Source organism: Haemophilus parainfluenzae (genome assembly GCF_900638025.1).
GTDB lineage: Bacteria > Pseudomonadota > Gammaproteobacteria > Enterobacterales > Pasteurellaceae > Haemophilus_D > Haemophilus_D parainfluenzae_J.
This window is the reverse complement of the sequence record NZ_LR134481.1, coordinates 1,383,088-1,403,739: the sequence shown is the minus strand read 5'-3', so window position 1 is coordinate 1,403,739 and position 20,652 is coordinate 1,383,088. Positions and strand designations below refer to the sequence as shown.

Here is a 20,652-nt window from a genome sequence, read left to right as displayed (position 1 = left end):
TTAAGCCACAAGTGCGGTTTCTTTTAAGCGATTTTTTAATTTCGCGTATTCAGTGACCACATAGCGTTCAGCCCAGGCTTGGTCTTCAATTTTCTCAATACGAACCGCGCTATATTTGTATTCCGGCGTTCTAGAACCCGGGTTCAAATGTTCAGCGGTTAATTCGTTACATTTACCGATCCACCATTGATAGGTCATATAACAAGCGCCTTTGTTAGTACGAGTGCTCACATCCGCGCGAGAAATCACTTTACCACGCGGAGAAGCAATCCAAACCAAGTCATTATTTTTAATACCTAATCCTTTGGCATCTTGATCATTCATTTGTACGAATCCCGGCTCATCCGCTAGTGCAGCTAGAGCGCGGCAGTTACCTGTCATTGAACGGCAAGAATAGTGACCAACTTCACGCACGGTAGAGAGTACCAATGGGAATTCTTCAGAAAGCTCTTCCATCGGTGGTTCCCAGTCGCATGCAAAGAATTCAGCTTTGCCGTTTGGACGGTCGAAGATTTGGCCTTTATACAAGTATGTTGTACCTTGATCTTCAGGACCTTCGTCAGTACATGGCCATTGGATATAGCCCATACCTTCCATTTTTTCGTAAGTTGCCCCTTTATAAAGTGGACAAAGATCACGTAACTCATCCCAAATTTCTTTGGTATTGTTATAGTGCATTGGGTAGCCCATTGCCGTAGCAATTTCGCTAATGATCACCCAGTCATCCTTAACATCGCCGGTTGGTTCAACCGCTTTATAGAAACGTTGGAAACCACGGTCGGCGGCACTATACACCCCTTCATGCTCAGCACAAGAAGTCGCAGGTAATAAAATATCTGCTTCTGCTGCGGTTTGAGTCATGAAGATATCTTGAACAATAAGAAGCTCAACTTTCTCGAAGGCTTTTTTAACCGCATTAATATCAGGCTCAGTTTGTAATGTATCTTCACCCATGATATAGAATGCTTTAATTTTATCTTCCATGATCGCTTCAGGCACTTCACTCAACGGCACACCAGGTTTGGTTGGAATAGATGGCACGCCCCAAGCTTTCGCAAATTTTGCATTAATCTCTGGATTAGCAAAACTTTGATAGCCAGGTAATGTGTTGAATAACGCCCCCATATCGCATGCACCCTGTACGTTGTTTTGACCACGTACTGGGTTCACCCCAACATTTGGTTTACCTAAGTTACCGGTAAGCATTGCCAAGCTTGCTAATGCACGTACGGTTTCTACACCTTGACGGAATTGGCAAACGCCCATACCCCATAAGATAGTAGCGGTTTCCGCTTTCGCATAAGTGCGGGCAATTTCACGCAACATTTCAGGCTCAATACCGGTGATGTGTTGAGTGGATTCCGGTGTATAAGCTTTCACGGTTTCATAGAACGCATCGAAGTTTTCGGTGTGTTCATCAATAAATTTTTGATCTTGTAATCCTTCTTCTAAAATCACATTCATCATCGCATTCAAGAATGCCACGTTAGACCCGTTAGCAAGCGGTGCATAAATATCCGCAATACGGGCTGTTTCGATTTTACGAGGGTCACAAACAATCACTTTCGCCCCTTTTGCTTTGGCGTGGTTAATCCGACGCGCCACAATAGGATGTGAAGTGGAGGCATTATAGCCAAAAATAAATACGCATTTGGTATCTTCAATCTCAACAATTGAGTTGGACATTGCGCCGTTACCGACCGATTTGAGCAGACCTGTTACAGAAGGGCCGTGTCACACGCGCGCACAACAGTCAATGTTGTTATTTCCTAATACCGCACGGGCGAATTTTTGCATCACGAAGTTCACTTCGTTACCTGGTCCACGGGAAGAGCCCGTTACCATAATCGATTCGTTACCGTACTTTTCTTTGATTTCACTGAGACGTCTTGCTGTGTAAGAAATCGCTTCTTCCCAGCTCACTGGTGTGAATGGTTCGCCACGTTTGTAGCGGATCATCGGTTGAGTCAGGCGAGGAGTCAGGATTTTTGTATCATGCACAAAATCCCAGCCATAATATCCTTTTAGGCATAACTCCCCTTCGTTTGTCTTGCCGTTTGCACCTTCAGCTCCCACAATTTTGTTGTTTTCCACCAAAAGATGGATTTTACAACCTGAGGCACAATACGGACATACGGTAATTACTTTTTTAATAGCCATAGTAACGTCCTTATTTTAGATACAACACGAGGTTAGAGATAGAATTAGAATAATTAATTCTGGGTATATATTACACCCAAAATCAGCTTATAGTCTTACAAAAAACATGGATTTATTGATATAAAACAGGTTTTCGTAATATTTTTAAAATATGTTTAGAAAATCACCCTCACTTTTTTACAAAACAGGAATCTCTTCAAGCGATCTTCCCTCTTTTAAAAAATCATATATAAATTGCACAGACTCTTTTACACTTTCTGTCATTGGAAAACCAAAGGAAACCAGATCGGGTTGGAGCCCAACAAAAACGATTTGTTTAATATCTTGTTCCAGTTGCTCGATGAGGTAATTGAGCGGCATATTATGTGTACTCATGAAAAACATTTCCGCAATGCTCTCTTTTTCAATGATTCGGATTTTGCCCGGCGCTAATTCCATATCAGCCGCATCGAAAATTAAAAGCAAATCAGGTTTCATGCCTCGCACAATATGTGCAACATTTTCCGGTGCTGAGCCACCGTCAAGTGCGGTCCAATTTGGCAATGGATTTTCATTCAATAGCTGATAGAGATAAGGGCCAGCACCGTCATCCCCCATCATGCTGTTGCCAACGGTTAAGATCACATTATTCGTCACGACGTTTCACCATAATATACATCACAGGTTCACGCTGAATTGATGCTAACGTATTCATCAGAATTTCGACCCACTCTTGATGTTCTGGGGTGAAATTTGCTTTATTTTCATCCATCGCTTTCGCCAATAAATTGACATGGCTAGAATCAATCACGATTTCACCGAATCGTATTAAGCCGGCAAATTTACGTTTAGCATCCCCTTCTGGAAAGCTATCTACAAAACGTTGATAAGCATCGTAATCGCAAACCAGTAATTTTTTAAAACAATCAATTACGCCAACATGGTGACCTATCGCCAAAGAGTAATACATCACCTGTTTTGCTTGCTCTGGCACCTGTTCATCATTTTCGACGAAACGTTCATTTAATAAATAGAAAAAGACTTTCGTTGTCATAACATTCCCATTTTTATAGGGGCAATCACTTGCCCCATCATTAATTATCCCGAAAACGGCAGACTAATCGCATGCAAACGATTGACAATTTCGCTTAAACGCGGATCGGCTTCGCGTTCTAGATATTCACCTAAACGTACACCAAATGGCACTTTGTCATTTTCTGTCATCATTGCCATAAATTGGTTAGCGATGTTGCCACCTTGACGATAACCGGCAAGACGACGGGCTTCACGTTCAAGACTAATACGCAAATCCAACGGAATAGTTGGGAAACGTAATTTAGCTTCTGCGTTAGGATCAGCTTTTTCTTGTTTACCTTTGAGCTTTTGATCAAGCAAACCAAGTGCTACCGCGAATCCATAAATGGTCGCTGCAGGAGTTGGTGGACAACCAGGAATATACACATCAACCGGTACGATTTGGTCAGAACCACCCCATACACAATAGAGATCGTGGAAAATACCACCGCCGCAACCGCAAGCTCCGTAAGCGATACAGATTTTTGGATCAGGCGCAGCTTGGTAAGCTCGCATTGCTGGCGTACGCATTGCACGGGTAACTGCACCGGTGAACAATAAAATGTCCGCATGACGAGGTGAGGCTACCACTTTAATACCAAAACGTTCCGCATCGAATGTTGGCGTAATGGTACTGAAAATTTCGATTTCACACCCATTACAACCACCGCAGTCCACACGATAAACGTAAGCTGAACGTTGAATATCTTTCAGCAACGTTTGTTTCATTTTGGCAATATTTTCATCAATACTAAATGGCGTTGATATGCCATTGACCGGCATTGGAATTTGTGTGTTCATCGTCTTTCGCCTCCTGCTAAAACGTTAGGTAAATCAACCGCACTTTGTTCTCGTTGCTCGAGCGCTTTTTTAAAATTCAAGCGAACCGGCTCTTTAAAGTCGATTAACTTCATCCGCATATTGGATTCCATATTCGCGGTTTTTTCTAAGCTGTGCTGACGTTTACAAACCGGACAAGTATGCAACTCCGCCAATTTTTGTTTCACTAATTCAGGTTTATCCAAAGTTTGTTTGAATAAATCAATGGTGTAATTCAATTCTTTATAAGAAATAAACGGTTTACCACATTCCTGACAAGTTACAGTAGCAAAGGTGGTTTCTTGGAAAAGATCCTGTTTATTGGTCACTGAGAGTTCAAAATCTTGTGATAAGCGAATCGCCTTAGTTGGGCAAACTTCTTCACAACGACCACAGAAAATACAACGACCAAGAAATAACGACCATGTACGTTCACCTGTCACCGGATCCGTTCTCATGGTCAACGCATTGGCTGGACAGGCAATGGTACAAGCCGCGCAGACAATACATTGATCAGAATTAAGTTCTGGTTTTCCTCTAAAATCATCATCGACTTCATAAGGTTTGAACGGATATTTGGTGGTGACATCACCTGCTTTAAATACCGTTTTTAGTAATTTAAACATTTTCCGCCTCCCCTATTTCAATGGTGAATTTTTACGTTCGATACCGTAGCGTTCAATTTCTTTGTAATCTACGGTTTTCGCTTTGCGTTTACGCACATCCACCACAGTGACACGGTCGGTACAAGAATAACAAGGGTCAAGACTACCAATAATAAGTGGTGCATCAGACACTGTATTGCCACGCAACATGTAGCGTAAGGTTGGCCAGTTAGCATAAGTGGCAGCACGACAACGCCAACGGAAAAGTTTTTGGTTGTCGCCTAGCATTGACCAGTGAATATCTTCGCCACGTGGAGCTTCGGTAATCCCTAAAGCAAAACGTCCAGGCGTATAATTGAAACCTTCTTTTAAGATTTCACCACTTGGCAAATTATCCACCATGTAATCAATGATATTCATAGATTCAAATACTTCATTAATCCGCACTTTCACACGGGATAACACGTCGCCATTTGCTTCAGTGAAGAGATTGAAAGGGATATCGCCATAACCAGAGAATGGATGTACTTTACGCACATCACGCGCAAAGCCAGAACCACGAATCATTGGACCAACCGGGCTAAAGTCACGCGCGATATCTTTTGCCAAGACACCGACACCCACCGTACGTTGTTCCATATTCGGTGTATTTAATAAAATATCGGTTAAGGTTTTGAGTTCTTCACGCATTTCGCCGATAAGTTTGATACATTGCTCACGTTGGTGTTTCAACATATCACGACGCACACCACCGATAAGGTTAATACCATAGGTTTTACGCGCACCAGTTAATACTTCCGCTAATGTCATGGATTTCTCACGAACACGGAAAAATTGCATAAAGCCAGTATCAAAGCCGGTAAAGTGGCTAGATAGACCTAAGTTTAATAAGTGGCTGTGTAAACGTTCTACTTCTAATAAAATCGCACGGATCCATTCAGCTCGTTGTGGAATTTTAATCCCTAAAGCACTTTCTACAGAGTTGGCGTAGGCTACACTATGTGTGAAACCACAAATCCCACACACACGGTCAGCAAGGAAGTTAACTTGGTCGTAATCCATACGGGTTTCGGCCAATTTTTCCATACCACGGTGCACATAGAACAAACGATAGTCCGCATCAATGATATCTTCCCCATCCACGAACAAACGGAAATGTCCTGGTTCATCCGAAGTGATATGTAACGGGCCAAGTGGAACGATACGTGCTTCGCCTTTTTCGTTAATAAATTCGTATGTTTCTGTCGCGGTTGTCGGATCAGGACGTAAACGATAATCCATAGAGTCTTTACGTAATGGATACAGATCATCCGGCCAATCGTCCGGCAATACCAAACGGCGTTGATCAGGCAAGCCAACCGCTTTTAAGCCGTACATATCGAACAATTCGCGCTCACCCCAGACAGCCGCTTTGACTTTTGGTGTCACAGACGGAAATTCTAAGCTCACAGGATCAACTAAGGCCTTAATAGTGATAAAAGTTTTCACTTCCCCTTCCATGGAAAGCACGTAGTACACTGCATAATTGCCATGGATTGAGCGTTCATCATTCCCGAATACTAAAGGCAACCAACCGTCATGTTGGTAATAGAGATATTCCACCACATCAGGCAACATATTCGTTTTTACGGTAAGCGTAACCTGATTGGGTGTTGACCACTCCTCATCCAAAATAGTATTTGGAAATTTTGCATCGACTGCTTCAATATAATTTTTGCCAATCATTTTGGCTGGATCGACTGATGTATTTTTAGTTAATTCCATATATTTATCCCTCCTGTCGATCATTGTGCTAAACTTTGCCAAGGTAAAACTAACATTTCACCAAAAGACACGTGTTCAGATCCGAGTACAATTCCGACCGCACTTTTTAATAACTGCAAAATTGGTTCGGCAATATGAATACCCATAATAAACATGAATAACAATAAAATTGCCATCGCCACGAGTGAAATTTTGTTCACATCTCCCACTTCAACATTATCTGGCTGTTTGCCTAATACAGTTTTTAATACCATTAAAGACAATCCAGCTAACACAATAGTGAGTAAAATTAAACAGAAAACGACCAACCAAGTTTTACCTGCGTAAATACCGGCAACCGCAATACTGAATTCACTGACGAACACGTTAAATGGTGGAATACCACCTAGTGCTAATGCACCACCGGCAAATAATACTGCTGTCATTGGTGCCACACGCCATAAACCACGTACTTGGTTCATATCACGGGTTTTGTATTTCAATAAAATGTTACCTGAAGCACAGAACAGCAAGGTTTTCGCCAAGCTATGGTTAATGGTATGTAATAACCCAGCAAATACGCCTATTGGACCACCTAAACCAAAAGCAAAGCTAATTAAACCCATGTTTTCAATACTGGAGTATGCCAATAAGCGTTTGATGTCGAATTGAACGATAATAAACAAGGCCGCAACCAATACAGAAAGTAAACCGAATACCAATAATAAGGTTTGAGGGTAAGTTGGACCAACTGCTTTAGAAACTAAGATGTAGTAGCGCAATACCACCAACATGGCACAGTTCAATAATACCGCTGATAAAATCGCACTCACAGGACTTGGTGCCTCACTGTGCGCATCAGATAACCAAGTATGCATTGGAAATAGACCGCACTTAGTACCAAAGCCAACCAAAATAAAGGCAAAAGCAAGATACATAAGCATCGGGTTCAAACCCGCTGCCTGTTGATTGATTTCTGTCCAGAAAATAGCTTGGCTTGGATCCGCCAAAAGATTCGTACCATTAGAGAACGTTAAAATTGTGCCATACAATCCAAACGCCACCCCAACTGAACAAATAATGATGTATTTCCATGCGGCTTCAAGAGAAGTTTTTTGTTTATATGTGCCAACCAAGAACGCAGAACTTAATGTAGTTGCTTCAATGGCTGCCCACATTAAAATCACATTATTGGTGATCACAGAAATAATCATAGTGAAGAAAAACAAATGCAAAAAGCCGTAATAATTGCAATATGTTTTCAAATCAAGATGGCCTTCTCGATATTCAGTACCGATATAGCCGATAGAATAAATACCCGCTAAAGTCCCAACAATAGCGATAAGACCTAAGAAAATAGCAGATAGACTGTCGATGTAAACCCAGTTATGTAATGCACTGATTTCTCCCTGAGTCAGCACACCATTAATAATTTGTAAGGTGAATGCCAACATCAAAATCAAACCTGTAACATGAAGTGCGGTACAAATTGTCCGTGTTTTTGTCACGCCACAAGCGAAACTGGCAAGTGATATTGCTAAAGGTGCGATTAATAACGCGATTATCCATTGTTCATACATAGCGTTACCCCTTCAAACTCATAAGTTGTTTTGCATCTAATGAGTGGAATGTGCGGTAAATTTTGTTTACCAACACCACCATTATGATGACGGCAAAGATAGCATCTGTGGCAATTCCGATTTCCACTAACTCAGGTGCTTTATTTGCCAATAAGGCTAATGTGAGATGAGAACCGTTTTCCATCAAACAATAACCGAATACTTGTTTTACGATATTGCGTTGGCTAACAATGCACACTAAACCTAATAAGAAGTGACTTAATGACACTGATAATGCCGGTTTAAGATGGGCAACCAACGGCAAATCGATTGGGACAACGACAAAGTAGCACAATGTCACTATCACTGCTGTGATCGGGATCAACCAAGCGACATTTATTCCAGCTGGAGTTTGACTTTCATCAACTTTTTTCATCGCATAGATTAAAATTGCTGGCACCAAAAATACTTTGGTAATAAATGCGCTAATTGACCACATATAAAGTTCATGGGCTTGCATTTCATTGGCAAGATAGACAAACAGTAATACCAACACCAACGATTGCAAACTGTAAAATAACGCAGCTTTTTTGGCGGTTCGAACCATAATTACGCAAAGAGAGGTAATAATGAGTAAACACGCAAGTCCATTTATCATTAACATAGATTCCTCCTTAACCTAACCAGCCAAACCTAACCAATATGCGGCGATAAAACTGGACACCACGGACATCACCATTAATACAATTAATACGAAGCGCATAGAGAATGGTATAGGTTGTGCATTGGCAACCGCTTCTGATGGTTTACCGATGACACATTGTCCGAATTTATACAACAACCATACGAATGTCGCGGTAGATTCAACTAAAGCAAGCACCATTAACCAAGTAATCCAACCATATTCATGGCCTAATTCAAATCCGGCCGCAAATAATGGATATTTACTGAAGAATCCGTTAAACGGTGGTACCCCGGCAATAGCCAAAGCCGCAACACCAAATCCAGCCCCTACCACTGGCATTGTACGCATAATGCCTTGTAGTAATGGCATAGAACGAGTTCCTGTCGCATAACTTAATGAACCCGCAACCAAGAAGAATAAGCTTTTCGCGAAAGCATGGTTGAAGATGTAGCTAATCGCTGCAACAAAGGCCAATTTAGAACCTAATGCAGCAAGAGAAATCCCAATGAAAATATAAGACAGTTGGGTAATGGTTGAATACGCCAATAAACGTTTTAAGTCAGTTTGTGGCAAGTACATCAAGAAGCCGTAAATTAAAGTAATCATCGCCATGATGATGCCGACTTCACCCACAATATGTGGAATCTCACCAGCAGACATAACAGAGCGAGCGAAAATATATACCCCAACTTTTACCATTGATGCGGCGTGCAAATACGCACTCACCGGTGTTGGTGCTTCCATCGCATTCGGCAACCAAATTTGCATTGGTAATTGTGCTGATTTACCCCATGCGGCAAACATCACACCGAATAACACGATTGTTTTCGCACTCGGATCTAAATGTTCTAACGCAGTAATCGAGAAAGTACCTGATTGGCTAAATAAATAGGCTGCGGCGATATATAACCCGATTGCCCCCACATGGGTGATAATCAACGCTTTCATCGCAGCGGCTTGCGCTTTTGGTGTTTGATAATAACTGATTAATGCCCAAGAACATCCCCCAGTAATTTCGAAGAACAACAATTGTCCGGCTAAAGTTGAGGAATACACCAAGCCCGCCATGGCACCGATAAAAATAAGCAAGAACGCGTAAAAACGTGGTAATCCGTTATGTGGATGTTCGCGGTTTTTATCGGTTAAGTAACCACAAGAATATAAGCAGATTAAGAAACCTAAGGCCACAACAGCAAAGGCAATTAATGTACTGACTGCATCAAGAGTGACACCAAAGATCGCGGTTTTATCAAACGCGACAATGTCATAAGTGACACTTTGATGGCCATCGGCAAACCATTGTCCAGCAACTAACATGGTTCCTAACGTAGCAAGCGCTGCAAATACAGTGGCAATTTGAGCAAAGTGTTTTTTGTTCAAACCAACAATAAACGCCCCGATGAAAGGTAAAATGATTGTAATCAGAGCTAAACGTTCCATATTTGTCCTCCTTACAACCCTGTGAAGTAAAATACAAACGCTAACACAGAAATGCCGAAGCCGACTACGGTTAAACGTCCTGTTAACATAAAGCGGGTACGAGAGAGTGTATTTTCAAAGACACAAGCCAATACGAACACTACGAATAATTTCACGAAGAATAAAACACCGCCTAAAATGACCGCACTTAAGCTCATCTCTGTCGGGATACCAAACGGAAGCAACACGCTCACAAAGATAGATGCTACAACCATTGATTTTAAGCTTAAGCCGACTTTTAATAAGGCAAGTGCCGGACCAGAGTATTCAGTCAATGGACCTTCTTGTAATTCTTGTTCAGCCTCTGCCAAATCGAATGGAATTTTACCCATTTCAATAAACACGGCGAAGAATGCTGCGGCAATAGCAATTACTGTCGCAATTGGATATTGCCAAGTGTTTTCGGAAAGCGCATTACCGATAACCGCAAAATTGGTTGAACCCGCAATTAAAGCAATCACAAGGAATGCCAACATGAGAATTGGCTCCACCAAAACACCCAATGTGACTTCACGGCTCGCCCCTAAACTTGAGAATGTGCTGTTTGAATCCAAACCTGCAATTGAGAAGAAGAAACGGAACAAGGCGAATAAGTAAATCACGGTGATTAAATCACTGCCAGCGCCAAATGGTGCAACACGAGTAAATAAAGGCAAGCTCATGGCAACTACCATCACCGTGCTAATTAGCACATAAGGCATCACTTTAGAAACCCAACCCGCATTGTCTGGCCAAATGTTTTGGCGCTTCATTAATTTCACAATGTCACGATAATCTTGTAACACGCCTGGACCGCGACGAGATTGAATTCGAGCACGGATCATACGTGAAATACCGGAAAATAATGGTGCAAGGGCAAGCAGAATCAAGGCTTGCACAATGGCAAAAACAAACATTCCGGCAGATGTTGCAATTTCTGAAGGTAACGTAATCATCTTCAACCTCCTACATCAACGCAATGGAAAGTAGTATTGCCACCAAGGCAATCACGAAGTACACGCAGTACACACGAAAATCACCTTGTTGCAACCATTGGATTTTAGTTCCTAACCAAGGAATAAAACGAGCGATCGGCATGGTCACTTTTTCTTCCCAGAAAGGTTCTGTTTTTGTTGCGCCTTTAATTACCGCTTGGATGCCTTTATCACCTAAAGGTGCAGGATCCAATACTTCGCGCAAGGTATAAAGCGGTTTGAAAATCGTACGTAACGGACGAGTAAAACTACCCGCAGAAGCCGCCATATCTTGTTCATAAGCGTAACCACAAGCCCATGGATTGCCTTTTGCACGATCGGATAAACGTTGATTTTTGGTGAAGGCATAAAAACTAAATGGCAAGAAGAAAAATGCCAATAGCATGATAGTCACCATCGGTGTTGAAAGCACGGTATGCGGTTCAGCTTGCGCGACCACCACACCATTTTGAGCCAACATTAGCGGCTCGCTGTGAGCAAGTGCGGTCGAAATTTTCGCAATTATTGGCGTTACCACAGATGCACCCATACCTAACAATACACAACATAACGCTAATACCGCCATCGCAATTACCATTGGTTTTGGCACTTCACGTGCATTGGCTGCTTTTTCGCTACGCGGTGCACCACCAAAGCTGATGCCGTACACTTTCACGAAACAAAGTGCCGCTAACGCACCCGTCAATGCCAACATAATAATGGCAATTGGACCGGCAAGTTTTAAGACGAAATCATCACTTTGACTTAAGGTGAATAAGGATTGATAAGTAAACCATTCACTGACAAAACCGTTAAACGGTGGCAATGCAGAAATCGCCATGGTACCGATTAAGAAACAGAATGCAGTGTAAGGCATAAGTTTGCCTAAGCCACCCATTAAGTCCATGTCTTTAGTGTGCAAGCGATACATTACAGAACCTGCACCTAAGAATAACAAGCCTTTGAATACGGCATGATTAAGTAAGTGATATAACCCACCAAGTAAGCCTACAGTAGCCAATACAGGATGATGTGTTGCGATACCAATCATACCAACGCCCACACCCATCATAATGATGCCGATATTTTCTACCGTGTGATAAGCCAAGAGTTTTTTGATGTCATGTTCTGCCAAGGCATAAAGTACGCCGAGTACGGAAGAGACTGCACCGAAACCGAGTACGATAACGCCATACCAAACATTGGTAGAGCCAAGAAGATCGATCCCCACTTTAATGATCCCGAAAATACCAATTTTTACCATCACACCAGACATCATTGCAGATGCATGAGAAGGTGCAGCCGGGTGAGCTTTCGGTAACCAGCTGTGTAATGGAATCATACCTGCTTTGGCGCCAAAACCTAAAAATGCCAAAATAAAAGCGGTAAAGGCAAGCGGTGCTGGCAAAGTGGTTTGACGAAATGCGCTAAATTCAAAACTACCGGCATAGCAGTAGAAAATGAAGAAGGCGATCATAATTAATACCGAACCAGCATGCGCAATAAAGAAATAAAGCAAGCCTGCATTTACGGCGTTGTCATCTTGTTCGGTAATGACTAAGAAATAAGATGCCAATGACATCATTTCAAAGAATACAAGGAAGTAGAACGCATTATCGCTGGTAACTAACGCAACCATGGAAGCGATAAATAAATTCATGAAGAAACCCATGGAACCTGCGCCTTTACCTTTATATTCTTTTACATAAGAGAAAGAATAAAGTGCGGTCACAATAACTAATAAAGAAATGACACACACCATAAAGGCTGCCAATCCGTCAATACGGATGGAGAACGAGGCAAATTCAAATGGGGTTTTGAAAACATCAACGACTGTGTCGCTGCTGATCAGAACGGGGATGCAGGCAACAATACCTAACACTCCAGCAAGTACACCGGTCACGCCGGATATATTGATTGAAAGTTGTTCGTTTCGTCTCACTGCGAGCGAAATAAACGCACCTACGACATAAATCAACAGGGCCGTGATGAGTAAATTGATTGGTAAACTCATAATATCACTCCATTGATTACAAGTTAAACACACTAATTATCTTGGGATAGCTGGCGAAGAAATCATTGCCATTTCACGTTTTCTTTCATTAGCCTGTTTGATACTCTCATCACTAATAATAAATAACGTTTTGGTCGGACAGGTTTGTACACAAGCCGGACCATCTTCACGGAAATAGCAAAGATCGCATTTCACCGCAATGGCTTTTACGCCAGGTTGCCATGCCAACATATTGTGTAAATCCGTATTATCTGGTGCAGTACGAATATCTCGTTTTACCGCATCAGTGAAGGAGAATCCTTCATAATAGGTTGGTGCGTCAATCGGTGCTGAACCATGTTGGGTAATTGCACCGAATGGGCAAGCAATACCACAAAGTTTACAACCGATACAGAGACTTTCGTTAAGTTGAATGGTGTCATCAATATGTGTAATGGCGTGTACAGGACACACGGTAGCACATGGTGAATCATCACAATGACGACAGAGAATTGGCACGGTTACATCGTCATTACGCATGACTTGTAAGCGTGGAAAAGATTGTAATCCGAAAGCTTTATGCACTTCGCTACAAGCGGCCATACAGGTGTTGCATCCAATGCAATCCTTCGGATCACCGATTACAAAACGATTCATACATTCCCCTCCTTGTATGTAAATAACGTTTCTACAATAACCACTCTAGGACTAAGGATACTCCTGACGAAAAGTAAAGCTCAAGAAGTAATTCAAAAAATTGTGATTAAGATCAAAAGATTTACATTGTTTTTCTATTACTGCGATGCCCCTGTTAAATAAGAGTAAAACATAATAATTTTATGTTAAAAATGTGAACGGATTTTCAACAATAGACATTGTCCTATTTGAAATATCGCTATACAAATTTAAATGCTTACGTGATAAAATTTCCCTTTAGTAGTATGTTTATTGCCTCACAATAAACAATTCATCTCATAAACATTCTAACTAAGGACAGATTATGTGTTTAGGTATTCCGGGACAGATCATTCAAGTAGCTGACAGCGCATTACAGCTTGCTGTAGTCGATGTGTGCGGAGTTAAAAGAGAAGTTAATATTTCATTAATTTGTCAGGATGACCCAAAACCTTTGGTCGGTAAATGGGTACTCGTGCATGTGGGTTTTGCCATGACAATTATCGATGAAGAAGAGGCTAAACAAACGCAAGAAGCCTTAATTGCCATGAGTCAACTAGAACATGAAGTCGGTGATTTTCTTGGCTTAAATCAAAAATAAATAGGGTTGCGTTATGCAAGGGATCGAATTACGCATAAAAGGAAAAGTTCAGGGTGTGGGATTTCGCCCTTTTGTTTGGCTTCTAGCAAATCAATATAAGTTAAACGGAGATGTCAATAATGATGGACAAGGCGTATTAGTTCGTTTTGTCTCTCCTCCAACAGATGCACTCGAGCAATTTTTGTCCGACCTACAAAACAAACTCCCACCGCTCGCGCAAATTACCGATATTACTCAGCGCGCCATTGATTGGCCAGAAACAACTGCAATAACAGGCTTTACTATCCGGGAAAGTGAAAACAATCAAATGGACACGCAAATTATTCCCGATGCAGCGACCTGTCCACATTGTTTATCCGACTTATTCGATCCCAACAACCGACGCTATCATTACCCTTTTACTAACTGCACCCATTGTGGTCCACGTTTTACCATCATCAAGGCAATTCCTTACGACCGAAAAAACACGGCAATGGCTTCTTTTCCACTTTGTCCACAATGTGAAAAAGAATATAAAGATCCCGCTGATCGTCGTTTTCATGCACAACCCAATGCTTGTTCTGTTTGCGGCCCCCATATCTGGTTGCAAAATAGAGAACAAACACTCGCTACTCATGAAACTGCGCTAAAACAGACCGCACTTTTATTGCAACAAGGTCATATCGTCGCAGTTAAAGGCTTAGGTAGTTTTCATCTAGCCTGTGATGCAAATAACCAAATGGCCGTTAATTTATTACGTCAACGGAAGCATCGTCCAACAAAACCATTAGCCATTATGGTGCCTGACCTGCAGTTTTTACAAGATTTGAGTTCTCAAGAAACAGAATTGCTAACCAGTAGTGCTGCGCCGATTGTACTTATTTCAAAACACAAAGTGCCGAATATTACCGATAACATCGCGCCAAACTTACAGGAAATTGGTGTGATGCTTCCAAGTAACCCACTGCAGCATTTGTTGTTACGCGCAGTTAATCGTCCGCTAGTCATGACCTCTGCTAACGCAAGCGGACAACCTCCCGTACTGAAGAATGAATATGCGGTAGAACAATTAAATGATTTAGCTGATTTTTATCTTTGTCACAATCGCGATATTTTACAACGTGCCGATGATAGCCTTGTTCGCGTTGCCTTCGATGGATTAGAAACGCTACGTCGTGCTCGTGGCTATGTACCCGATGAAATACCACTTGAAACACAAAGCACGAAGAATGTGTTAGCGTTAGGTTCTGATCTGAAAAATACATTCTGCTTACTACGTCACAATAAAGCCATACTAAGCCAACATATTGGCGACACAGCAAATGAACAAGTGCGGTCACAATTAAGTGAAAATCTTGAATTATTTCAAAGTATTTATCAATTTAAACCAGACATCATCGCTGTCGATGCTCACCCTGGCTATTTTTCATCTTCCATTGGTAAACAACTTGCCGAACAGCAACAAATCCCCACCATCGAAGTACTACATCACCATGCACACATTGTCAGCGTGATGGCCGAGCACAATTGTAATGAGCCAGTAATTGGTCTTGCTCTAGACGGTATCGGCATGGGCGAAAATGGACAACTTTGGGGAGGCGAATGCCTACTCGTTGATTATCAACATAGTCAATATTTAGGTGGTCTACCTGCTGTTGCTCTACCAGGTGGCGATCTTGCTGCGAAACAACCTTGGCGCAACTGGCTGGCTCACCTGCATCAATTTGTGCCACAATGGCAAGAAATACTCACCAAAACTTGCACTGAACCGAATTGGCCAATATTAGTCAATGCCATTGAGCGCGGACTCAATTGTCCACCTATATCATCTGCGGGTCGTTTATTTGATGCAGTGGCTTATGATCTCGGTATTGCTCCAAGCATTGTTTCTTGGGAAGGTGAAGCGGCTTGCCATCTCGAAGCTCTGGCAAATAGTTCATCCTTTGCCATACAACCGGAAAGTGCGGTCAATATTCCTGTAAAAATGCCGCTTATCGGCAATAAACTGGATTTGGCTTACTTTTGGCAAAGTTGGTTGAATTATCATGCTTCTGTTGAAGATAAAGCCTTTGCCTTTCATTATTCTCTCGCCCAAGGTTTTGCTGAACTTGCTACAAACCAAGCACGCCAACACCAATGCCGTACCATCGTGCTATCTGGTGGTGTGATGCATAACCAACTGCTACGTCGCTTATTAAAAGAAAATTTGAGCGAATTCCACGTACTGAGTGCGCATAAACTACCGATGGGTGATGGAGGTCTCAGTTTAGGTCAGGCTGTTATTGCCATGCATAGAAACTGATAATCCCTAATATTAAAATATAAGAAAAAGAGTTAATCGAAAAATAACGATTAACTCTTTTGTTTTTTGTATTTCTTTTTTATCTTTTTATAGCGGAATACTGGAAAAGAAAACCAATAACAATGGTGGCAGAATATTCGTCACAAAGCCAAATGAAATCGCAATTGGCGTGACTTCAATGCCTCCCGCTTTTTGGATAATTGGCAAAGTGCAATCTATTGCAGTTGCCCCCGTAATTCCAATCGCGGTTGAACGAAAATGACGCATAAATAATGGGATGACAAATAAACTGACTATTTCACGGGATAAATCATTAAAAAAGGCAATACTGCCCTGCACCGGTCCCCATGCATTGGTCAATACTACACTGGATAACGAATACCACCCCATTCCAGAGGCAAACGCCAGTCCTTGAGTAATAGGCATCGCTAAAACAAAAGCAGCTATCACGCCCCCTAGTAACGAGGTAAACGTAAACACCATTCCCGTTTGGAAACCTCGTTTATTGAAAAGGGCTTCTTTCAAGGAAATGCCGTTATTTCTTAGTTGAATCCCTACAAAGAAAATCAGTACAATCAATACATACAGATTAATACCTGTAGGTAACATGAGATAGGATTTGAATAAGAAACCACAAAGGGTACCAATTACCACTGTGCCGGAAAGTTTGAGAGAGTCAATTAAGGAGTGCCAGCGAGAGTCAATTTTACCTTGTGATTTAAGTGGTTCAGCCGGATTAAAGCGATCATAAAGCATCAAACCAATCATATTGGATCCCAAAATGATCGCCGATAGCGTCAATGCGGTTGTACCAATAATAGGGAGTTTATGTTCTAAATCATCTAACTGGCCGAGTAAATAACCCATTAAGAAAAGAATAATGTAAAGCAAAAACATCACGATATGATTTATTTTTGCGATATAGGATTTATTATTGACCTTCAGTAGATAGCCTAACACCATCGGTACTAAGACAATTAATAAACCATTTATCATATCCTGCATTATACTTCTCCCTTATTATTCCACTGACGCTAGCATACCCCTTTTCCCCTCCTTTTTCAAAACACATAAAAAAGTGCGCTCAAAATCGACCTCACTTCTAATCATCTAAGAACAAAACTGATTAGCCATTTACTTGGCGACGAGCTAATACAGCATCGGATAACTGTTTTAACACGATTTCTGTATCTTCCCAACCGATACAAGCATCAGTGATACTTTGCCCGTAAGTCTGAGCTTTGCCATCAACTAAGTCTTGACGACCTTCAACGATATGGCTTTCTACCATCACGCCAAAGATTTGTTTTGAACCGCCTGTAATTTGCTGACTGACATCTTCACAAACTTCCATTTGTTTTTTGAATTGTTTGCAACTATTCGCATGGCTGAAATCAATCATTACATGTGGAATACGACCTGATTTTTCGATCTCTGCACACACTTTTGCAATGTCTTCTGCTTTATAGTTAGGGCCTTTATCGCCACCACGTAAAATAATGTGGCAGTCTTCATTTCCTTTTGTTGAAACGATGGCAGAATGACCAAATTTAGTTACGGATAAGAAATAATGGGAAGCTTCTGCTGCACCCATTGCATCTAGAGCCACTTTCACGCCACCATTTGTGCCATTTTTAAAGCCTACCGCACAAGATAAACCTGACGCTAACTCCCGGTGTACTTGAGATTCCGTTGTTCTCGCACCAATTGCACCCCAACTCATAAAATCTGCCACATATTGTGGTGTGATCATATCTAAGAACTCACCCGCTGACGGCACTCCTAAGTTATTAATATCAGATAACAATTTACGCGCAATACGTAAACCATCATTTAAACGATACGTATCATTTAAGTAAGGATCGTTAATTAAGCCTTTCCAACCCACTGTTGTACGCGGTTTTTCAAAGTAAACGCGCATCACCACTTCAAGTGTATCTTTATATTCATCACGTAATACTTTTAAACGTTTAGCGTAATCTAATGCAGCTTTAGGATCATGTATAGAACAAGGACCAATCACCACAAGTAAACGATCTTCTTTACCATGAATAATATTGTGGGCATGCAAACGAGTTTCACGAACCAACTCAGCTGCTTTTTCACTTGCAGGAAATTTTTCTAATAAGGCAATTGGAGGCAATACCTGATCCACTTTTTCAATTCTGGTATCGTCATTTGCAACTTTTATTTCGATATCTTCTTTCTTCGTCGCCATATGTCACTCTCTAAATCTTAAATGTTGTGCTTAAATCTCATGGCGTTACTCTACACCTATTTTTTGTACTAGTAAACTAGTTCATTTGAATTAATACACTAATTTTATACAATTGCATAAAACTTGTACTCGTTAAGCAATCCAAGTAGGTCGTTATTAAACTACCTTTCATTTTATCTGGCAAGGATTTTGGCGTAAAAATAGGTTGTACCTGCTCCATTTAAAATAGATTATTCTTTTATCCTCTAAAATGAATAAATAAATTTGAATAAAATGTGGTCATAAAAAACAATTTCAATTCCGACCGCACTTTTTAAAATATTTTTTTAAACCCTCTTGTTTTACTGAACATTTCCCCCATTTCCTTGTCAGATTGAAAACTTATTCAGTCATTTTTTTACTTGGAGAACTCTATGAAGAAAAGAAATTTTGTGTTAACCGGCATCGCATTAGGTTTAAGCGTATTTGCGACTTCTTTATCTGCTCAAGCAGCTATTCCGAATGAAATCGTAGAACAAGGCAGCCTTGCGCCAATGTTAGAAAAAGCGCAAGCAGCTGTTGTAACCCTTTCAGTTGAAGGCAAAGCAAAAGCAAACAGCCGTTCTGCATTACCTGATGATATTCCGGAAGAATTTAAATTTTTCTTTGGTGATCAATTTGGCGAACAATTTGGTGGAAACCGTGGCTCATCACGCAACTTCCGTGGTTTAGGTTCCGGCGTGATCATCAATGCAGATAAAGGCTATGTTTTAACTAACAATCACGTGGTAGATGGTGCGGATAAAATTACCGTAAAATTACAAGACGGACGTGAATTCAAAGCAAAACTCGTTGGAAAAGACGAACAATCTGACATCGCTTTAGTACAAATCGAAAAACCAACTAACCTCACCGCAATCAAAATGGCTGACTCCGATAAATTACGCGTAGGTGATTTCACCGTTGCTATCGGTAACCCATTCGGTTTAGGCCAAACTGTAACCTCTGGTATTGTTTCAGCACTTGGTCGCTCTACTGGTTCAGATAGCGGAGCGTATGAAAACTATATTCAAACTGATGCTGCGGTAAACCGTGGTAACTCTGGTGGTGCATTATTGAATTTACAAGGTGAATTAATTGGCATTAATACCGCAATTATTTCTCCAAGCGGCGGTAACGCTGGGATTGCCTTTGCAATTCCAAGCAACCAAGCCAACAATCTCGTTCAACAAATCTTAGAATTTGGTGAAGTACGCCGTGGTTTACTCGGTATTAAAGGTGGCGAATTAAATGCAGACTTGGCAAAAGTCTTTAATGTCAGTGCGCAACAAGGTGCTTTTGTGAGTGAAGTCATTCCAAAATCTGCTGCCGAAAAAGCGGGCTTAAAAGCGGGTGATGTGATTACCGCAATGAATGGTCAAAAAATCTCAAGCTTTGCCGAAATGCGTGCAAAAATCGCGACTTCTGGTGTTGGTAAAGAAATTGAGCTCACTTACTTACGAGATGGTAAAACTGAAAACGTAAAAGTGACCTTGCAAGCAGACGATAGCACACCAACAGCAAGTAAAACCGAACTTCCTGCATTAGACGGTGCAACCTTAAACAACTATGATGTAAAAGGCCTGAAAGGTGTGGAAATTAGCAAAGTACAGCCAAATTCAATGGCAGCACAACGCGGCTTAAAATCAGGTGATATCATCATCGGCATTAACCGTCAGTCAATTGAAAGCATACAAGACTTACGCAAAGCGCTAGATGAAAAACCATCTGCCATTGCACTTAATATCTTACGTGGTCAAAACAACTTCTACTTATTAGTGCAATAAAATGAAAGAGCGGTCAATTTGAT

General features: G+C 41.3%; 17 protein-coding genes. 3 read left to right on the top strand and 14 right to left on the bottom strand.

From position 1 onward, the window contains the following. The 12 genes from fdhF to EL215_RS07035 all read right to left on the bottom strand — a co-directional run bounded on the left by fdhF (position 1) and on the right by EL215_RS07035 (position 13,706). A complete protein-coding gene (gene fdhF / locus EL215_RS07090; RefSeq protein WP_126472040.1) occupies positions 1 to 2,154 on the bottom strand; it encodes a formate dehydrogenase subunit alpha in 2,154 nt (717 codons plus the stop codon). Positions 2,155 to 2,337: 183 nt separating this feature from the next. Then, the gene (hycI, locus tag EL215_RS07085) at positions 2,338 to 2,796 is read right to left on the bottom strand and encodes a hydrogenase maturation peptidase HycI (RefSeq protein WP_126471128.1); all 459 of its coding nucleotides are present in this window, start codon (positions 2,794 to 2,796) and stop codon (positions 2,338 to 2,340) included. After that, the gene (locus EL215_RS07080) at positions 2,786 to 3,193 is read right to left on the bottom strand and encodes a formate hydrogenlyase maturation HycH family protein (protein ID WP_049357453.1); all 408 of its coding nucleotides are present in this window, start codon (positions 3,191 to 3,193) and stop codon (positions 2,786 to 2,788) included. The genes hycI and EL215_RS07080 overlap by 11 nt, the downstream gene beginning before the upstream one ends. Positions 3,194 to 3,237: 44 nt before the next feature. Beyond that, positions 3,238 to 4,014 carry an NADH-quinone oxidoreductase subunit B family protein gene (locus EL215_RS07075; protein WP_049357455.1) on the bottom strand — a complete coding sequence of 259 codons (777 nt, stop codon included), beginning with the start codon at positions 4,012 to 4,014 and terminating at the stop codon, positions 3,238 to 3,240. Next, on the bottom strand, positions 4,011 to 4,658 hold the full coding sequence (locus EL215_RS07070) for a formate hydrogenlyase complex iron-sulfur subunit (protein ID WP_049367960.1): 648 nt from the start codon (positions 4,656 to 4,658) through the stop codon (positions 4,011 to 4,013). The genes EL215_RS07075 and EL215_RS07070 overlap by 4 nt, the downstream gene beginning before the upstream one ends. A 12-nt stretch (positions 4,659 to 4,670) precedes the next feature. Then, on the bottom strand, positions 4,671 to 6,401 hold the full coding sequence (locus tag EL215_RS07065; protein ID WP_126471126.1) for a hydrogenase large subunit: 1,731 nt from the start codon (positions 6,399 to 6,401) through the stop codon (positions 4,671 to 4,673). A 20-nt stretch (positions 6,402 to 6,421) separates the two neighbouring features. Continuing rightward, complete coding sequence (locus EL215_RS07060; protein WP_126471124.1) at positions 6,422 to 7,960, bottom strand: hydrogenase 4 subunit F; 1,539 nt, start codon at positions 7,958 to 7,960, stop codon at positions 6,422 to 6,424. A 4-nt stretch (positions 7,961 to 7,964) separates the two neighbouring features. Beyond that, on the bottom strand, positions 7,965 to 8,603 hold the full coding sequence (gene hyfE / locus EL215_RS07055; protein WP_126471122.1) for a hydrogenase 4 membrane subunit: 639 nt from the start codon (positions 8,601 to 8,603) through the stop codon (positions 7,965 to 7,967). Positions 8,604 to 8,618: 15 nt separating this feature from the next. Continuing rightward, positions 8,619 to 10,064, bottom strand: coding sequence for a hydrogenase 4 subunit D (locus tag EL215_RS07050; RefSeq protein ID WP_126471120.1), 1,446 nt, complete (start codon positions 10,062 to 10,064; stop codon positions 8,619 to 8,621). Positions 10,065 to 10,075: 11 nt separating this feature from the next. Then, positions 10,076 to 11,038 (bottom strand): respiratory chain complex I subunit 1 family protein, encoded by a 963-nt coding sequence (locus tag EL215_RS07045; protein ID WP_126471118.1) that lies wholly within the window; start codon positions 11,036 to 11,038, stop codon positions 10,076 to 10,078. Positions 11,039 to 11,048: 10 nt separating this feature from the next. Then, on the bottom strand, positions 11,049 to 13,070 hold the full coding sequence (hyfB, locus tag EL215_RS07040) for a hydrogenase 4 subunit B (RefSeq protein WP_126471116.1): 2,022 nt from the start codon (positions 13,068 to 13,070) through the stop codon (positions 11,049 to 11,051). A 36-nt stretch (positions 13,071 to 13,106) separates the two neighbouring features. Further along, entirely contained in the window at positions 13,107 to 13,706 is a 600-nt protein-coding gene (locus EL215_RS07035; RefSeq protein ID WP_126471114.1) for a 4Fe-4S dicluster domain-containing protein, read from the bottom strand. A 343-nt stretch (positions 13,707 to 14,049) separates the two neighbouring features. On the opposite strand from EL215_RS07035, the gene hybG reads away from it, so the two are divergent. Next, complete coding sequence (gene hybG / locus EL215_RS07030; protein ID WP_005696275.1) at positions 14,050 to 14,325, top strand: hydrogenase maturation factor HybG; 276 nt, start codon at positions 14,050 to 14,052, stop codon at positions 14,323 to 14,325. Positions 14,326 to 14,338: 13 nt separating this feature from the next. Further along, positions 14,339 to 16,606: a carbamoyltransferase HypF gene (gene hypF, locus EL215_RS07025; RefSeq protein WP_126471112.1), complete on the top strand. Its 2,268-nt coding sequence runs from the start codon at positions 14,339 to 14,341 to the stop codon at positions 16,604 to 16,606. Positions 16,607 to 16,693: 87 nt separating this feature from the next. Here the strand turns inward: hypF and EL215_RS07020 are convergent, their stop codons facing one another. Together EL215_RS07020 and aroG are read right to left on the bottom strand one after the other, a co-directional pair. Next, the gene (locus EL215_RS07020; RefSeq protein WP_197721739.1) at positions 16,694 to 17,611 is read right to left on the bottom strand and encodes a LysO family transporter; all 918 of its coding nucleotides are present in this window, start codon (positions 17,609 to 17,611) and stop codon (positions 16,694 to 16,696) included. A 121-nt stretch (positions 17,612 to 17,732) separates the two neighbouring features. Next, positions 17,733 to 18,824: a 3-deoxy-7-phosphoheptulonate synthase AroG gene (aroG, locus tag EL215_RS07015; RefSeq protein ID WP_126471110.1), complete on the bottom strand. Its 1,092-nt coding sequence runs from the start codon at positions 18,822 to 18,824 to the stop codon at positions 17,733 to 17,735. Between the two features lie 413 nt (positions 18,825 to 19,237). Between aroG and EL215_RS07010 the strand changes: the two genes are divergently transcribed. Further along, complete coding sequence (locus EL215_RS07010) at positions 19,238 to 20,629, top strand: DegQ family serine endoprotease (protein WP_126471108.1); 1,392 nt, start codon at positions 19,238 to 19,240, stop codon at positions 20,627 to 20,629. Positions 20,630 to 20,652: the final 23 nt, after the last annotated feature.

What these genes read in the sequence shown, in the direction of transcription:
- EL215_RS07080 (WP_049357453.1), bottom strand. Translation starts at nt 3,193, where the DNA reads ATGACAACGAAAGTCTTTTTCTATTTATTAAATGAACGTTTCGTCGAA.
- EL215_RS07075 (WP_049357455.1), bottom strand. Translation starts at nt 4,014, where the DNA reads ATGAACACACAAATTCCAATGCCGGTCAATGGCATATCAACGCCATTT.
- EL215_RS07070 (WP_049367960.1), bottom strand. Translation starts at nt 4,658, where the DNA reads ATGTTTAAATTACTAAAAACGGTATTTAAAGCAGGTGATGTCACCACC.
- EL215_RS07065 (WP_126471126.1), bottom strand. Translation starts at nt 6,401, where the DNA reads ATGGAATTAACTAAAAATACATCAGTCGATCCAGCCAAAATGATTGGC.
- EL215_RS07060 (WP_126471124.1), bottom strand. Translation starts at nt 7,960, where the DNA reads ATGTATGAACAATGGATAATCGCGTTATTAATCGCACCTTTAGCAATA.
- hyfE (WP_126471122.1), bottom strand. Translation starts at nt 8,603, where the DNA reads ATGTTAATGATAAATGGACTTGCGTGTTTACTCATTATTACCTCTCTT.
- EL215_RS07050 (WP_126471120.1), bottom strand. Translation starts at nt 10,064, where the DNA reads ATGGAACGTTTAGCTCTGATTACAATCATTTTACCTTTCATCGGGGCG.
- EL215_RS07045 (WP_126471118.1), bottom strand. Translation starts at nt 11,038, where the DNA reads ATGATTACGTTACCTTCAGAAATTGCAACATCTGCCGGAATGTTTGTT.
- hyfB (WP_126471116.1), bottom strand. Translation starts at nt 13,070, where the DNA reads ATGAGTTTACCAATCAATTTACTCATCACGGCCCTGTTGATTTATGTC.
- EL215_RS07035 (WP_126471114.1), bottom strand. Translation starts at nt 13,706, where the DNA reads ATGAATCGTTTTGTAATCGGTGATCCGAAGGATTGCATTGGATGCAAC.
- hybG (WP_005696275.1), top strand. Translation starts at nt 14,050, where the DNA reads ATGTGTTTAGGTATTCCGGGACAGATCATTCAAGTAGCTGACAGCGCA.
- hypF (WP_126471112.1), top strand. Translation starts at nt 14,339, where the DNA reads ATGCAAGGGATCGAATTACGCATAAAAGGAAAAGTTCAGGGTGTGGGA.
- EL215_RS07020 (WP_197721739.1), bottom strand. Translation starts at nt 17,611, where the DNA reads ATGCAGGATATGATAAATGGTTTATTAATTGTCTTAGTACCGATGGTG.
- aroG (WP_126471110.1), bottom strand. Translation starts at nt 18,824, where the DNA reads ATGGCGACGAAGAAAGAAGATATCGAAATAAAAGTTGCAAATGACGAT.
- EL215_RS07010 (WP_126471108.1), top strand. Translation starts at nt 19,238, where the DNA reads ATGAAGAAAAGAAATTTTGTGTTAACCGGCATCGCATTAGGTTTAAGC.